At 65.0% G+C, this 13,518-nt stretch carries 14 protein-coding genes and 2 tRNA genes; 8 read left to right on the forward strand and 8 right to left on the reverse strand.

Going from position 1 to position 13,518, the window contains the following annotated elements; all coding sequences use genetic code 11:
• Positions 1-7 precede the first annotated feature (7 nt).
• The 4 genes from VJ811_RS00480 to VJ811_RS00495 are packed head-to-tail and all read left to right on the forward strand — an operon-like array spanning position 8 to position 3,006.
• A complete protein-coding gene (locus VJ811_RS00480) occupies positions 8-652 on the forward strand; it encodes a PepSY-associated TM helix domain-containing protein (protein WP_324070126.1) in 645 nt (214 codons plus the stop codon).
• An 11-nt stretch (positions 653-663) separates the two neighbouring features.
• Positions 664-1,194: a DUF2271 domain-containing protein gene (locus VJ811_RS00485; RefSeq protein WP_324070128.1), complete on the forward strand. Its 531-nt coding sequence runs from the start codon at positions 664-666 to the stop codon at positions 1,192-1,194.
• 19 nt (positions 1,195-1,213) lie between these two features.
• On the forward strand, positions 1,214-2,047 hold the full coding sequence (locus VJ811_RS00490; protein ID WP_324070131.1) for a DUF4198 domain-containing protein: 834 nt from the start codon (positions 1,214-1,216) through the stop codon (positions 2,045-2,047).
• Between the two features lie 26 nt (positions 2,048-2,073).
• Positions 2,074-3,006 carry an FAD:protein FMN transferase gene (locus VJ811_RS00495; protein ID WP_324070133.1) on the forward strand — a complete coding sequence of 311 codons (933 nt, stop codon included), beginning with the start codon at positions 2,074-2,076 and terminating at the stop codon, positions 3,004-3,006.
• On the opposite strand, the gene VJ811_RS00500 is transcribed toward VJ811_RS00495, so the two are convergent.
• The 4 genes from VJ811_RS00500 to VJ811_RS00515 all read right to left on the reverse strand — a co-directional run bounded on the left by VJ811_RS00500 (position 3,003) and on the right by VJ811_RS00515 (position 7,919).
• Positions 3,003-3,686, reverse strand: a complete 684-nt coding sequence (locus tag VJ811_RS00500; protein WP_324070135.1) for a Fe2+-dependent dioxygenase — start codon at positions 3,684-3,686, stop codon at positions 3,003-3,005. The genes VJ811_RS00495 and VJ811_RS00500 overlap by 4 nt on opposite strands.
• Before the next feature lie 60 nt (positions 3,687-3,746).
• Positions 3,747-6,146 carry a TonB-dependent receptor gene (locus VJ811_RS00505; RefSeq protein WP_414711897.1) on the reverse strand — a complete coding sequence of 800 codons (2,400 nt, stop codon included), beginning with the start codon at positions 6,144-6,146 and terminating at the stop codon, positions 3,747-3,749.
• Between the two features lie 131 nt (positions 6,147-6,277).
• On the reverse strand, positions 6,278-7,003 hold the full coding sequence (locus tag VJ811_RS00510; protein WP_324070139.1) for an energy transducer TonB: 726 nt from the start codon (positions 7,001-7,003) through the stop codon (positions 6,278-6,280).
• A gap of 46 nt (positions 7,004-7,049) precedes the next feature.
• Complete coding sequence (locus VJ811_RS00515) at positions 7,050-7,919, reverse strand: alpha/beta hydrolase (protein WP_324070140.1); 870 nt, start codon at positions 7,917-7,919, stop codon at positions 7,050-7,052.
• A 107-nt stretch (positions 7,920-8,026) separates the two neighbouring features.
• Here VJ811_RS00515 and VJ811_RS00520 point away from each other — a divergent pair, with 107 nt between their 5' ends.
• Complete coding sequence (locus tag VJ811_RS00520; protein ID WP_324070141.1) at positions 8,027-8,818, forward strand: SDR family oxidoreductase; 792 nt, start codon at positions 8,027-8,029, stop codon at positions 8,816-8,818.
• Between the two features lie 43 nt (positions 8,819-8,861).
• On the opposite strand, the gene VJ811_RS00525 is transcribed toward VJ811_RS00520, so the two are convergent.
• A tRNA-Val gene (locus VJ811_RS00525) sits at positions 8,862-8,936 on the reverse strand.
• A gap of 71 nt (positions 8,937-9,007) precedes the next feature.
• Entirely contained in the window at positions 9,008-9,385 is a 378-nt protein-coding gene (cpdR, locus tag VJ811_RS00530; protein ID WP_324070142.1) for a cell cycle two-component system response regulator CpdR, read from the reverse strand.
• Positions 9,386-9,525: 140 nt separating this feature from the next.
• Here cpdR and VJ811_RS00535 point away from each other — a divergent pair, with 140 nt between their 5' ends.
• Complete coding sequence (locus tag VJ811_RS00535; protein WP_324070143.1) at positions 9,526-10,401, forward strand: N-formylglutamate amidohydrolase; 876 nt, start codon at positions 9,526-9,528, stop codon at positions 10,399-10,401.
• A gap of 182 nt (positions 10,402-10,583) precedes the next feature.
• Here the strand turns inward: VJ811_RS00535 and VJ811_RS00540 are convergent.
• Both VJ811_RS00540 and VJ811_RS00545 read right to left on the reverse strand, forming a co-directional pair.
• Positions 10,584-10,660 (reverse strand) — tRNA-Pro (locus tag VJ811_RS00540).
• A gap of 105 nt (positions 10,661-10,765) precedes the next feature.
• On the reverse strand, positions 10,766-11,362 hold the full coding sequence (locus VJ811_RS00545; RefSeq protein WP_324070145.1) for a JAB domain-containing protein: 597 nt from the start codon (positions 11,360-11,362) through the stop codon (positions 10,766-10,768).
• On the opposite strand from VJ811_RS00545, the gene thyA reads away from it, so the two are divergent.
• Positions 11,349-12,284 carry a thymidylate synthase gene (thyA, locus tag VJ811_RS00550; protein WP_324070147.1) on the forward strand — a complete coding sequence of 312 codons (936 nt, stop codon included), beginning with the start codon at positions 11,349-11,351 and terminating at the stop codon, positions 12,282-12,284. The genes VJ811_RS00545 and thyA overlap by 14 nt on opposite strands.
• Before the next feature lie 93 nt (positions 12,285-12,377).
• On the forward strand, positions 12,378-13,518 hold a 1,141-nt coding region (locus VJ811_RS00555; protein WP_324070149.1), incomplete at its 3' end, for a 3-methyl-2-oxobutanoate dehydrogenase (2-methylpropanoyl-transferring) subunit alpha.

A 13,518-nucleotide genomic window follows, 5' to 3' on the forward strand; every position in this document is an offset into this window, starting at 1 on the left:
CCCCTCGATGCATGCACCGACAACCCCGCGACCGGCGATAAAGAAAAGCCGGAAAGCCTTTTGGCTGAAACAGCTACACATGTGGCATTGGATGAGCTCGGCCGTCAGCCTGATCGGCCTTTTGCTCTTCGCGATCACCGGGTTCACGCTTAATCACGCTGCCGATATCGAAGGATCGCCGGTCGTCATTCAGAAATCGGCGCAGATGCCGCCCGCGTTGCTTGCGCGCCTGAAGGCGGCGGTCCCCGACGCCGAAAAGGCGCCGCTGCCCCCCGCCGTCGCCCAATGGGTCGAGCAGAGCTTTCCGGTAAAAGCAGCGAGCGAGGCCGAATGGTCGGAGGGCGAGATCTATCTGCCCGCGCCGCGTCCGGGCGGCGACGCGTGGGTCGCGATCGACCTCGCGACCGGCGCGGCGTCGAGCGAGGTTACCAGCCGCGGATGGATCTCCTATCTCAACGACCTCCACAAGGGTCGCAATTCGGGCGGCGAGTGGAGCCTGTTCATCGACATCTTCGCTTTCGCGTGCCTCGTCTTCGCGATCACCGGCCTGGTTCTTCTCTGGCTGCATTCGGCGAAGCGCAAGAGCACCTGGCCGCTCGTCGGCATGGGGCTCGCGATCCCGGCCGCCATCGCCGTCATCTTCATTCATTAGGGAGACCCATCATGCAGCTTTCCACCCCGGCACGCATCCTTGGCGGCACGATCGGCCTCGGCGCCATGCTCGGCGCGCCCGCCTTCGCCGCCGATCCGGGGACGATGGACGTGACGATCAACATTCCGCGGCTGAAGGTCGCCGAATATCACAAGCCCTATGTCGCGATCTGGGTCGAAAAGGCCGGCGCATCGGCGAAGACCGTCGCGGTCTGGTACGATTATGACATGAAGGCGAACGAGGGCACCAAATGGCTGCGCGACGTGCGCCAGTGGTGGCGCGCTGCGGGGCGCTCGATGACCTTCCCCGCGAACGGTATCACCGGCGCGACGCGGGCTCCCGGCGCGCACAAGGTCTCCTTCTCGCGCGCGCAGCTCGGTGCCGCCGCGCCGGGCCAATACGCATTGGTGATCGAGGCTGCACGCGAGGTCGGCGGCCGCGAACTTCTGCGCATCCCCTTTACCTGGCCCGCGAAGGCCGGGGCGGGCGGGCGCGCCGCCGGGACGACCGAACTGGGGGCCGTCTCGGTCGCCTTCCGCTGAACGTGAAAAGGACAGGGATATGAAAAAGCGAATTTGGGGTTTCGCCGCGACCGCCGCGCTGGCGGCACTGGTCGCCGCTCCGGCGTCGGCGCATCGTCAGTGGATGCTGCCGTCGTCGACCGTATTGTCGGGCGATGACGTATGGGTCACCGTCGACGCCGCGGTGTCGAACGATCTCTTCTATTTCGAGCATCAGCCGATGCGCCTCGACGCGCTGAAGGCGTGGGCGCCCGACGGCAGCGAGGCGGCGATCGAGAACAAGTCCACCGGACGCTATCGCAGCACCTTCGACGTCCACCTGACGCAGAAGGGCACCTGGCGCATCGCGTCTGTCTCGGATGGCGTGATGGGCAGCTATGACCTGGGCGGCAAGACCGAACGCCTGCCGCGCGGCACGACGACTGCAAACCTCGCCGAGCGTATCCCCGCCGGCGCGATCAATGTGAAGACCGCCGAATCGAACAATCGCAACGAGATTTTCGTGACGGTCGGCGAGCCGACGACGACTTTGTTCAAGCCGACGGGCAAGGGCATCGAGCTGGTTCCGGTGACGCACCCCAACGACCTGATCGCCGGCGAGGCGGCGACCTTCCAGTTCCTGCTCGACGGCAAGCCCGCCGCGGGCCTGCCCGTCACGGTGATCCCCGGCGGCATCCGTTATCGCGACCAGCTCGGCCAGATGGACCTCAAGACCGGCGCCGACGGCAAGGTCGAGATCAACTGGACCGAGCCCGGCCTGTATTGGCTGAACGTCACGACCCCGCAGGCCGAGCGCGCGGAAGGCGCCCCCGAACCCGCGGCGCCGCAGCGCCGCGCGAGCTATGTCACGACGTTGGAAGTGCTGGCGCCCTGACCGACCGCATCCTCATCCCCCGCGCCTTGACGCCCGCGGCTTTCGCCGGGCCTGGCGCGGGGGCTGCCATCGAAAGCTTCGCCGGCGAAACGATGGGGACAGGCTGGTCGCTACAGGCGGTCTCGCCGCCCGCCGCGGCCCTGCACGGCGTGCAGGCCGCACTCGACCTCGTCGTCGAACAGATGAGCCAGTGGGAACCGGATTCCGATCTCTCGCGCTTCAACCGCGCGATGCCCGGAACATGGCGCGAAGTCCCGGCCGAATTCGCCCATGTCGTGGACGTCGCGCTCGACATCGCGCGTGCCAGCGGCGGTGCCTTCGACCCCGGCCTCGGCCGCATCATCGAAGCCTGGGGTTTCGGCAGCACCGGACGCACCGGGAAGGCGCCGGCGGCTGGCAAGAGCGCTTTGGACCGCACCATCGATTTCGACCCGGCAACGCGGCGTATCCGCCGCGGCGAAGCGGCCGCGCTCGACCTGTCGGGTATCGCCAAAGGCTATGCGGTCGACCTCGCGGCCGCATGGCTGCTCGATATCGGCGTGCGGCATTTCCTGCTCGAAGTCGGCGGCGAACTGCGCGGCGAGGGGATACGCCCCGATGGCCAACCCTGGTGGGTCGATGTCGAAATGCCGCCCACATCGTCGATTCCGCCGTGGCGCATCGCGCTGCACGATCTGTCGGTGGCGACCTCGGGCAATTATCGCCGGGGTTTCAGCGTGGGCGGCCGGCATTATTCGCACAGCTTCGATCCGGCGACCGGGCGCCCCATCGTCAACATGGTGTCGTCGGTCACCGTGCTCCATCGCGACTGCATCAGGGCCGATGGTTGGGCGACCGCGCTGACGGTTCTGGGGGCCGAGGCCGCGCTCAAGCTCGCCGATGAGCAGGAACTTGCGGCATGCATCGTTGCGGGAGACCGCGAATATCTGTCGCGCGCGTGGCGCGATATGATGGATTAACTGTCGGCCCAGCGCCGTAGAAGATTGTGATATACGCCGGTCAGGCGGACGACCGCCGCGTCGCCCTGGCCCAGTGCCGCTGCGGCGCCCTGCACCCCCATGTCGAGATCGAACAACAGGTTGCGCTGCCCTTGGTCGCGTACCATCGACTGAATCCACATAAAACTGGCCACCCGCGCACCCGATGTGACGGGTTCGACGCGATGAACGGTCGTTGAAGGATAGAGGATCAAATGCCCCGCCGGCAATTTGATCCCCGGCTCTTGCGCAAAGCCTTCGACGACAAGCCCGCCGCCCTCATAGCTGTCGGGATCGGCAAGAAAGAGCGTCGCCGACAGGTCGCTGCGGATGCGGAAATCGCTGCCGCGGCGGATGCGGATCGCATTGTCGATGTGATCGCCGAAATTCTCGCCGCCGGCATAGCGGTTGAAATAGGGCGGGTAGATTTTGAGCGGCAGCGCCGCGGCGATGAACAGCGGGCTGCGGCCCAGCGCGTCGAGCACAAGGCGCCCCGCTTCTCCGGCAGCCTCGCCGAATTCGGGGAGTTGCTGGTTGCGTTTGGCGAGCGCGGCTTGCGGACCCGATGTCTCGTTGCCGTCGATCCAGTCGGCGGCGTCGAGGATGGCGCGGAGCTTTGCGACGCCATCGGCGTCGAGCACGTCGGGGATGATGCGGATCATGGGCCGCTTCTAGGCCGAAAGGGGCGGGAACGGCAATCGCCGCGCCCGGCCCCACCGCGATCAGAAGTTGTAGAAAAGGCTGAACACCGCCGAGCGTGCATCGCCGGGGGTGGCCCAGCCCCCCGTCACGATGCCGGTGGCTGCGCTCACATTGTTGCGGACGCCGGTGTAATAATCCTCGTCGGTGAAGTTGGAGACGTTGAGCTGTGCGACAAGGCCGTTCTTGAAATCATAGGACACGAAGGCGCGGTGCGTCAGATAATCGTCGACCGAAATCGGCGTCCGCTGCAACAGGTTGCTCTGATGGGTTGAAAACTTGCCCTGATAGGTCAGGCCGTAACCGACCTGGAGGCCGAACGGGAAGACGTAGGTCGTGAACAGGCTGCCCGAATGTTTCGGCGTCTGGAACAGCCGGTCGCCGCGCTGCGGATCGGGAATGGCGGCGCTGTTGCCGCAACCGGTGCTGCCCGGGTTGGCAAGACAGAAGTCCGAAACGCTCTGCTTCACCTTGCCGTCGAGGTAGGTGTAGTTCGCGAAGATCGCCCATTCGGGGGTGACATTGCCGGTCACGCCAAGCGCGAAGCCGTCGACGCGCGAGCGGCCGTCGAGGATCTGGAGCGAGGCCGGCTGCCCCGGATCGTTCGAAGGCACGCGATAATTGGTGCGTTCGTTGCGGAACAGCGCTGCTGTCAGCAACAGCTTCTTGCCGAACAGCTCGGCCTTGGCGCCGAATTCGATGTTGCGCGCCTTTTCGGGGGCAACGGCGCAAGGATCGGCCGCGGTCGAGTTCGCCGGGACGCCGCAGCCGGCGCGGACCGAGGCCGAAGTCGGCGTTTTGGCGTTACCATAAGCGGCGTAGAGGCTGACATTCTCGACCGGGTGGAAGACCGCGCCGACGCGGTATGAAAAGAGATTCTCGTCGCTGACCTGATTGGGGCCGCGGGTGTAAACGACGCCGGTCGGACTTGCAGGCGCGGTCACCGTATCGGCGTGGAAGATATTGCGCGCATTTTCATAGCGGACGCCCGCGTTGAGCTCGAACATCGGCGAGATTTCGAGTGTGTCGAACGCATAGATCGCCAAATTGCGCGTATCGCCATAATTGTTGCCCGTGCGGAGATAGTTGACCGGGCCGGTCCAGACAGTGTCGGGGTTCGACAGGCTGATCGGCGGCTGGACGGGATTGGGCGTCGCGCCGCCGGGGTTGCGCAGGAGCTGCGCCGTCTCGATCGAATAATCTTCCTGGGTGTACGACGCGCCGATCACCAGCGTGTTGAAAAAGCCGCCCTTGCTGCCGCTCAAAATCGTCAGGTCGGTCTGGTTGTGCAACAGGTCGTTGACCTGGTCGCGGACAAGCCCGCGGGGACCGCTGGGATAATAGAAGCCCGGTGTGTTTTGGCCGGCGGGGCAAAGCGCGCCGACGGTCGAGCCTAGGCTTTCCGCGATCGGCTGGCGGCCGTTCGCAAGACAGATGACGCCCTGCGGCGCGCTCGTCTGGCTATACTGGCCGACGCGCTGCCAGCGGGTGAGGTTGCGGATCGACACATTGTCGCTGAACGCATGGCGAAAGGTCGCGGTCAGGCGATCGACCTTGGTTTTCTGCTTGTCGAGATTGACGATACCGAAATAGTCGCTGTCGTCGACACCCGGCACCGGCCCGTCATTCGCCGAACCCAGAATATAGGGAACGCCATAGATCGGCGTATTGTCGTCGTCCTGGTGGATATAGGCGAGCGTCAGGCTGGTGTCGCTGTCGACGCCGATCGTGATCGACGGCGCGACGCCCCAGCGCTGATAGGATTCGATGTCGCGACCGGGAACGTCATTCTCGTGATACATGGCGTTCAGGCGGACGGCGATCAGGTCGCTGACACGCCAGTTGCTGTCGACCGCGGCACGGTAATAATTGTCGGTGCCGACAGCGGCCTGCACCGTCGTCGCGTTGCGCGCGAAGGGGATTTTGCTGACGAGGTTGATCGTGCCGCCGACGCTGCCCGATCCGTTGAAGACCGAGTTGGCGCCGTTATAGACCTCGATCTGCTGCAGGTTGAAGGGGTCGGTGCGGCTGTACTGCGCGCTGTCGCGCACACCGTCGACGGTCAGGTCGTTGTTCGCCGAATAGCCGCGCAGGTTGATCGAGTCGCCATAACCGCCGCCGCCTTCACCCGCGCCGAAGGTGATGCCGGGGATCGTCGAGAGCGCGTCGCGCAGCGTCAGCAAATTCTGCTGGCGGATTTGCTCCTGCGACACGACCGTGACGGTTTGGGGCGTGTCGACGAGCGGAGCGGTCGACTTGGGCGATTCCACCTCGGTCGCGAGCGTTCCGCTGACGATGATGTCGCTGCGGCCGCCCGGCGCGTCCTGCGCTTTGCCCGCGTCGGAGGCAAAAGCCGGTGCGCTGATCAGGCTGCCGACGCAGGAGAGTGCGAGGAACGAGGCAGATGTCGATGGCTTCACGATAAACCCCCTATTTTGTGATTGGTTCGGGGGCGCCGCTATTGAGAGTCGCTTGCAAAGTCAACTCTAATGCGAATCATTCGCGACATTGTCGCAATGCATGTCAATCGAGAAAGATGCTTAGGATCCTGACGCTAGTGTCGGCGTTCGAGCCACCAGCTCTGCCGCCAGCCATATTGGCTCGCGACGGGTTCGCCCGCGGCGTTGGTCGCGGGCTTGAAGCGGAAACGTTCCTCGATCAGCTCGCACGTCGTCCGGTCGAGCGAGGCGTCGCCGCTGGATCGCGTCACGCGGCAACCGCTGACGCGGCCGCTGGCTTCGATGGTGAAGCGCACTTCGACCTCGCCGCCCGCCTTCGCGCGGCTGGCTTCGCGCGGATAGTCGCGGTCGCGGATCGTACCGCGGCGCCAGATGGCCTTGGTTCCGCCACCGGTGCCGCTGCCCGCGCCGCCGGCGCCCGTTCCATCGCCGCGTCCGCCGACGCCCGATCCGGGGCCGGGATTCGGCGTCGCGCCCGCCGATGCGTCGTTTCCGGCGCCGGGATGCGGTGCGGCGGCAACCGGCGGAGAAATCGGGGGCAGCTTGGGCGGCGGTGCAGCGATCGCAGCGGCTTTGGCATGCTTGTTCGCAGCCGATGCCTTGCCGCTGGCCTTTTCACTCGGCGCCTTGGCTGGCGCGACCTCCTCGCGTGGTGGTACGGGCGCGGGCAGGGCAATCGCCGCAATCGCGTTGCTGGTCTTGCGGACGACATCGAGATCGAGGCCGGTCGCGAGGCCGAGCCCGACCGCGATGACCGCGATAAACGCGCCGCCGCCCGCCACGAGCTTCTGATGCTTCGAAACCTGCCCCGTATAGGCCATCGCGCCGCCTCTCATCGCGCGCCGCCGCGCGCAACCGGCGACCCGTTTAGAGGAATTCGTCTAGCGTGGACATGAACCGGTCGAACTGGTCGTGGTGCAGCCAGTGACCCGCATTCTCGAATTCGATCACCTTGGCGGTGTTGAAATGCCGGAGGCGGCCATCCTTTTCGGGATTCGAGGCCCAGCTGTTCGCCCCATACAGCAAAAGGGTGGGGCAGGAGATTGCGCCCCATAGCGCGGCGATGTCATCCTGCGGCATGTCGAAGGCGGGCCAGATGTTGAGGTAATTGTCGAATTTCCAGCTCCACGTCCCATCCTCGTTGCGGCTGATGCCGTGGATCGTCAGGTGACGCGCCTGCGCCTCGGTCAGATAGCTGTTCTCGCCCATCATGCGCGCCAGCGCGTCCTCGAGCGTGGCATAGCGGCGCGGGGTGCGCCCCGCCGCCTGCCTTTTGTCCTCGATCCATTTGCGGAAGCGTTCGGCGTAACCGGTCTTCGCGCGTTCGGCGATCACCTTGGGCGACGGGCCGAGCCCCTCGATCGCGACGAGCTTGCGGACATTTTCGGGATAGAGCCCCGTGTATCGCAGCGCGATATTGCCCCCCATCGAATGCGCGACGATCGAGAGCGGGCCCAGGTCGAGCTGGTGGACCAGCTGCGCGAGGTCATAGACAAACATGTCCATGGCGTAATTGCCGTCGGGCGACCATGCACTGTCGCCATGGCCACGCAGATCGGGCGCGATGATATGATAGCGGTCGCGCAGTTTCTCGGCGACCCAGTCCCAGTTGCGGCAATGATCGCGGCCGCCGTGGACGAGCAGCAGCGGCGGGGCGCCGCGATTGCCCCAGTCGACATAATGCAGCTTCAGCCGCTGCGAGATGAAGCTGTTCGAGGTCGGGCCGGCACTTGCCATCGGATCATCCTTGCTGTCTGTTCCAGTTTCAAAAGGCGACTGGTTTCGATCCGTCAACCCCGCATCGGTGCCATCGGCCTTCAGAGGTTAAGCCAAGGGAGAGTAGCATGACGACATTCCGGGACAATCTGCTGGCCGGCAAGACCGCCTTCGTCGCCGGCGGCACCAGCGGCATCAACCTCGGCATCGCCAAGCGTTTTGCCGAACTCGGCGCCAAGGTCGCGGTGGCGGGGCGCGATCCCGACAAGGCGGCGCGCGCGGCGGCGAACATCGGCAAGGGCGCGCTCGGCCTGTCGGGCGACGTGCGCGACTATGCGGCGATCCGCGGCGTGATGGAGCGCGTCGCGGGCGAGCTGGGGCCGATGGACATCGTCATTTCGGGCGCGGCGGGCAATTTCCTCGCCCCGGCGCTCGGCATGTCGGCCAACGCCTTTCGCACCGTCGTCGATATCGACCTCAATGGGACTTTCAACGTGTTCCGGGGCTGCCACGATCTGCTCAATCGGCCGGGCGCGTCGCTGATCGCGATCACCGCGGGGCAGGCAGTCAATGCCTCGGCGTTGCAGGCGCACGCCTGCGCCGCCAAGGCGGGGATCAACCAGCTGATTCGCGTGCTCGCGCTCGAATGGGGTCCCGAGGTGCGCGTCAACGGCATCTCGCCCGGGCCGATCGCCGATACCGAAGGGATGAAGCGGCTCGCCCCCGACGCCGAAACGCGTCAGTCGCATTATGACCGCATCGCGATGAAGCGCTGGGGCAAGGTCGAGGAGGTTGCCGAATCGGCGGTGTTTCTTTGCTCGCCCGCCGCGGGCTATATCACCGGCACGATCCTCGATTGCGACGGCGGCAGCCAGATCGGCGATGCGTCCCGCGGCGATCTGACGAAGGGAATGGCCTGAAAGCAAAAACGCCGCCAACCCGTTGGGGTGGCGGCGTTTTTAATGGTGGGCGTGGCAAGGATTGAACTTGCGACCCCTGCGATGTCAACACAGTGCTCTACCACTGAGCTACACGCCCATCCCTTGGGGTGACGCGCCCCCTAAATGCCTCGGCGCGACTTGGCAAGCCCTTCGCGTGCGGCGGCGTCGTTATTGTTGGCTCGAGCGGTCGCTGCGGCCGAACATATTGTCGACCTCGCGCACCAGATCCTTGAGGTGGAAAGGTTTCGACAGCAGCTTGGCCTGCGGCACATTTTCTTCGGCGCGCAACGAAACCGCGGCAAAGCCGGTGATGAACATGACCTGCGTCTGCGGCGCGGCCTTGGCGGTGTACTGGGCGAGTTCGATCCCGTCCATCTCGGGCATCACGATGTCCGACAGCAAAAGGTCGAAGGTTCCCGAATCGATATAGGGCACCGCGGCGGTGCCGCGATCGACCGCGGTGACGTGATAGCCGGCACTGGTCAGCGCGCGCGCGAGATACTCGCGCATCACGTCGTCATCTTCGGCCAGCAAAATGCGAATCATGCTAAAATCTGTTCCCTGGTCCTTCGGCGCGGCCGCTTCCGGTCGGCTGCCCCCTCTGTCACGCCCTCCATAGCGCCAGAGATTTAACAAATTGACGCGCGGCGCTGGATTCGTCCCGCTTTTTTTGCCACCCATCGCTGATGCTGTCCCGCACCATCCCGCCCGCCGCCATCGCTGTCAACCGGCCCGCGGTGAGCGGGCCCATCGTCGTGTCGGTGCCGCACGCGGGGCGCATCTATCCGCCCGAGATATTGAGCGCGGCACGGGTCGACCAGCCGAACCTCGAGCGACTCGAGGATAGCTGGTGCGACCTGATCGCGGCCGGCGCCGTCGATGCGGGTGCGACGGTCGTCCACGCCCTATGGGCGCGGGCCGTCGCCGACCTCAATCGCGGCGAGGGACAGATGGCGCCGGGCGAGGTTGCCATGCCGCTGCGTGCGCAATTTTCGGCGCCGGGGCGCAAGGAACGCGCGGGGCTTGGCGTCGTGCCGACGCGGCTCGCCGATTGTGGTCCGCTGTGGAAGCGGCCGATCGACGGCGCGGCGCTGGAGTGGCGCCTCGAATCCTTCCACCGGCCCTACCACGCCGCCCTCGCCGAAGCGTTGATCGCGGCGCGCAATGAATATGGCCATGCGATTCTGATCGATCTCCATTCGATGCCGCCGATTCCGGCGGGCCAGCCGGGGCATGGCGCGCGAATCATCGTTGGCGATCGTTTTGGCGAAACCGCGGGCGATTGGCTGATTGACCTCGCGGTGGCGTCGGCCGAGCGATTGAACGAGCCTGTCGCGCGCAACCAGCCCTATGCTGGCGGCCATATCATCCGGACGCACGGCCGCCCGGCGGAGGCCGTCCACGCGGTCCAGATCGAAATCGACCGCAGCCTCTATCTGACGGCGGAGCGCCTGCCCGACGCGGCGCGTATCGCGCGGCTGGCGCGCTGGTTCGCGAACCTTGTCGCCGAAGCGGGATTTGGGCGGCCTGGCGCCGAAATATTCGCGCAAGCCGCCGAATAAAAAACCACCTCGTACCGAAGTACGAGGTGGCCAGGGTCCAGGGAGGACGCGTCCGCGTCAGTGATGACGGGACACTCGCCGCGATGGAAAGGGGGAAAACCACGGCGGCGTAGAAGAGATTTAGGATGTTGCGCGCCGACTTACAAGAAGAGACGGTGCAGAATCTGCAATATGCAAGAAATTGGTCGGGGAGAGAGGATTCGAACCTCCGGCCCCTGCCTCCCGAAGACAGTGCTCTACCAGGCTGAGCTACTCCCCGACCGATCTTTGCACCGGCGGGCCGGTGCGAAGGCAGGGCGGTCCTCTAGACGCGCAATCTGTGAACTTCAAGCGCCAATCGGCACAGTGAAGATGATTGTCTGGGCTACAGCATTTCGGCAGTTCGAAAACTGAAATGGCCGTCCGCAACAAAAATCAGATGATCGACCAGATCGATGCCCAGGGTCCGCAGGAAAAGCGCGGCATCATGCGTTGCGCCAATATCGGCATCGCTCGGCCAGGGCGTCCCGGAGGGATGGTTGTGCGCCATGACGACCGTCGCAACGCCGCCGTTCAGCAGCGTGCGCCAAGCGCGTGGCGGGATGACGCAGCGGCCCGGGCTATCCCCATCGACGCGTTCGAGCCGAACGAGGCGTTCGAAGGCGTCGAATGCGGCAAGGAACAGGGTCTCCCGCTCGTCATCGAACATCGGGCGCAGCAACAGGCGCGCGAGGTCATCCTCAAGCTGGCGCGGCACAAAGCCGGCCAGCGCCGACGGGTCCGGCGCTTTGCCGAGGGGTTCGAACAGGGTCATCGCGGCTCCCATGCGCTCAGGCCGTGCGATTCCCAACGCCCGACTGCCCCGCATCGGAGGTTTTGTGCTGCCAGCGAGTTTGCTCCCCATGTTGCTCCCTTGTCCGCTCGCGGCGCGAAGCCTAGCACCGAGAGACAAAGCCGGGAGCCGAGTCTTGCCTGATTCCATCCATTATGAACTCCAATATCTGGATCTGATGCGCCGCATCTGGGTCGAAGGCGACGAGCGGGTCGACCGCACCGGCGTCGGGACGCGCTCGCTGTTCGGCGAGACGATGCGTTTCTCGCTGACGGACGACGCGATCCCGTTGCTCACGACCAAGCGCGTCTATTGGAAGACGGGGCTGCGTGAACTGCTGTGGTTCCTGACCGGTGACACCAATATCCGGTCGCTCGTTTCACAGGGTGTGAAGATCTGGACCGACTGGCCGCTCGACAAATATCGCCGCGCGACCGGCGAGGCGATCAGCGCCGCGGATTTCGAGGCGCGGATCATCGCGGACGAAGATTTCGCCGCGAAGTGGGGCGACCTCGGCCCGGTCTATGGTCACCAGTGGGTCAACTGGCCGCGATACGAACCGGCGGGTGAGGGGCTCTTCCGGCGTGCAAGCCAAGGACACAATCAGATTGCGGCGCTGATCGATTCGCTGAAGAACAACCCCGGGTCGCGGCGGCACATCTTCACCGGCTGGAACGTTGCCGACCTCGATCGCATGGCGCTGCCGCCGTGCCACATGACCTATCAGTTTCATGTCCGCAGCGACGGCGGCCTGTCGTGCCTGCTGTTCCAGCGCTCGTGCGACCTTGGCCTCGGCTTTGCGTTCAACGTGTTCGAGGCGGCGCTGCTGACGCGAATGGTCGCCGAGCAGGCGGGTCTTCATGCCCATGAACTCGTCTGGACCGGCGGCGACGTGCATTTGTATCTGAACCACGCCGAACTGGTCGAGCAACAGCTATCGCGCGTTCCGGATGGAGCGCCAAAGCTCCGCATCCTTCGCCGGCCTTCGAGCATTTTCGACTATCGGTTCGAGGATTTCGCGGTCGAGGATTATGCGCCGCAAGCGCATATTTCCGCGCCTGTCGCGGTCTGAGCGCCGCCGTTGCATTCCTATGGCGCCCGTAATAATATGTCGTAACGTTGAAATATAACTAGGCGCGATTCGCGCCTTCAAAGGGAAGAAGATATGCCTGAGACGCCTCAGCGCCCGGCGAGCAATTTGCCGCCGCTGTCGCTTCATATCCCCGAACCGCGCTATCGCCCCGGCGATACCCCGGACTTTGGCGATATCGAAGTTCCCGCGGTCGAAGCGACCCCGCGCCCGAGCGAAGCGACCAGGCCCGATGCGATGCGCGAGCTGAGCTACGGCCTCGTCCGCGTGCTCGATTTCGACGGCCACGCGAAGGGGCAGTGGGATCCGAAGCTGTCGCCCGAGCGGCTGCGGACGATGCTCCGCTACATGATGCTCACCCGCGCCTTCGACGACCGCATGTTCCGCGCGCAGCGGCAGGGCAAGACCAGCTTCTATATGAAATGCACCGGCGAAGAAGCGACCTCGGTCGCCTCGACGATGGCGATCGGCCGCGAGGATATGTGTTTCCCCAGCTATCGCCAGCAGGGCATCCTGATCGCGCGCGACTATCCGCTGATCCAGATGATGAACCAGATCTATTCGAACCGCGGCGATCACCTGATGGGCCGCCAGCTGCCGATCATGTATTCGGCGCCCGAACATGGCTTCTTCAGCGTGTCGGGCAACCTCGCGACGCAATATCCGCAGGCGGTGGGCTGGGCGATGGCCTCGGCGTCGAAAGGCGACAGCCGCATCGCAACGGTATGGTGCGGCGAAGGCTCGTCGGCCGAGGGCGACTTCCACTCGGCGCTGACCTTTGCGACGGTTTACAACGCGCCGGTCATCTTCAACGTCGTCAACAACCAGTGGGCGATTTCCAGCTTCTCGGGCTTTGCCGGCAGCGAACGCACGACCTTCGCCGCGCGTGCTGTGGGTTATGGTATTGCGGGCCTGCGTATCGACGGTAACGATCCGCTAGCGGTCTATGCCGCGACTTTATGGGCCGCGGATCGCGCGCGGACGAACAACGGTCCGACGCTGATCGAGCATTTCACCTATCGCAGCGAAGGCCACAGCACCTCGGACGATCCGAGCGCCTATCGTCCCGCCGACGAAGCGACCGCATGGCCGCTCGGCGACCCGATCGCGCGGCTGCGTCAGCATCTCGAAACGCTCGGCGAATGGGATGCAGAGCGCCACGAGGCGCAGGCGAAGGAACTCGACGAGCTGGTCAAGACGACCCAGAAACAGTCCG

Source organism: Sphingopyxis sp., from assembly GCF_035250425.1.
Lineage (GTDB): Bacteria > Pseudomonadota > Alphaproteobacteria > Sphingomonadales > Sphingomonadaceae > Sphingopyxis.

What these genes read in the sequence shown, in the direction of transcription:
- cpdR (WP_324070142.1), bottom strand. Translation starts at nt 9,385, where the DNA reads ATGATTCGCATTTTGCTGGCCGAAGATGACGACGTGATGCGCGAGTAT.
- VJ811_RS00485 (WP_324070128.1), top strand. Translation starts at nt 664, where the DNA reads ATGCAGCTTTCCACCCCGGCACGCATCCTTGGCGGCACGATCGGCCTC.
- VJ811_RS00520 (WP_324070141.1), top strand. Translation starts at nt 8,027, where the DNA reads ATGACGACATTCCGGGACAATCTGCTGGCCGGCAAGACCGCCTTCGTC.
- VJ811_RS00515 (WP_324070140.1), bottom strand. Translation starts at nt 7,919, where the DNA reads ATGGCAAGTGCCGGCCCGACCTCGAACAGCTTCATCTCGCAGCGGCTG.
- VJ811_RS00500 (WP_324070135.1), bottom strand. Translation starts at nt 3,686, where the DNA reads ATGATCCGCATCATCCCCGACGTGCTCGACGCCGATGGCGTCGCAAAG.
- VJ811_RS00480 (WP_324070126.1), top strand. Translation starts at nt 8, where the DNA reads ATGCATGCACCGACAACCCCGCGACCGGCGATAAAGAAAAGCCGGAAA.
- VJ811_RS00545 (WP_324070145.1), bottom strand. Translation starts at nt 11,362, where the DNA reads ATGGAATCAGGCAAGACTCGGCTCCCGGCTTTGTCTCTCGGTGCTAGG.
- VJ811_RS00535 (WP_324070143.1), top strand. Translation starts at nt 9,526, where the DNA reads ATGCTGTCCCGCACCATCCCGCCCGCCGCCATCGCTGTCAACCGGCCC.
- VJ811_RS00490 (WP_324070131.1), top strand. Translation starts at nt 1,214, where the DNA reads ATGAAAAAGCGAATTTGGGGTTTCGCCGCGACCGCCGCGCTGGCGGCA.
- VJ811_RS00510 (WP_324070139.1), bottom strand. Translation starts at nt 7,003, where the DNA reads ATGGCCTATACGGGGCAGGTTTCGAAGCATCAGAAGCTCGTGGCGGGC.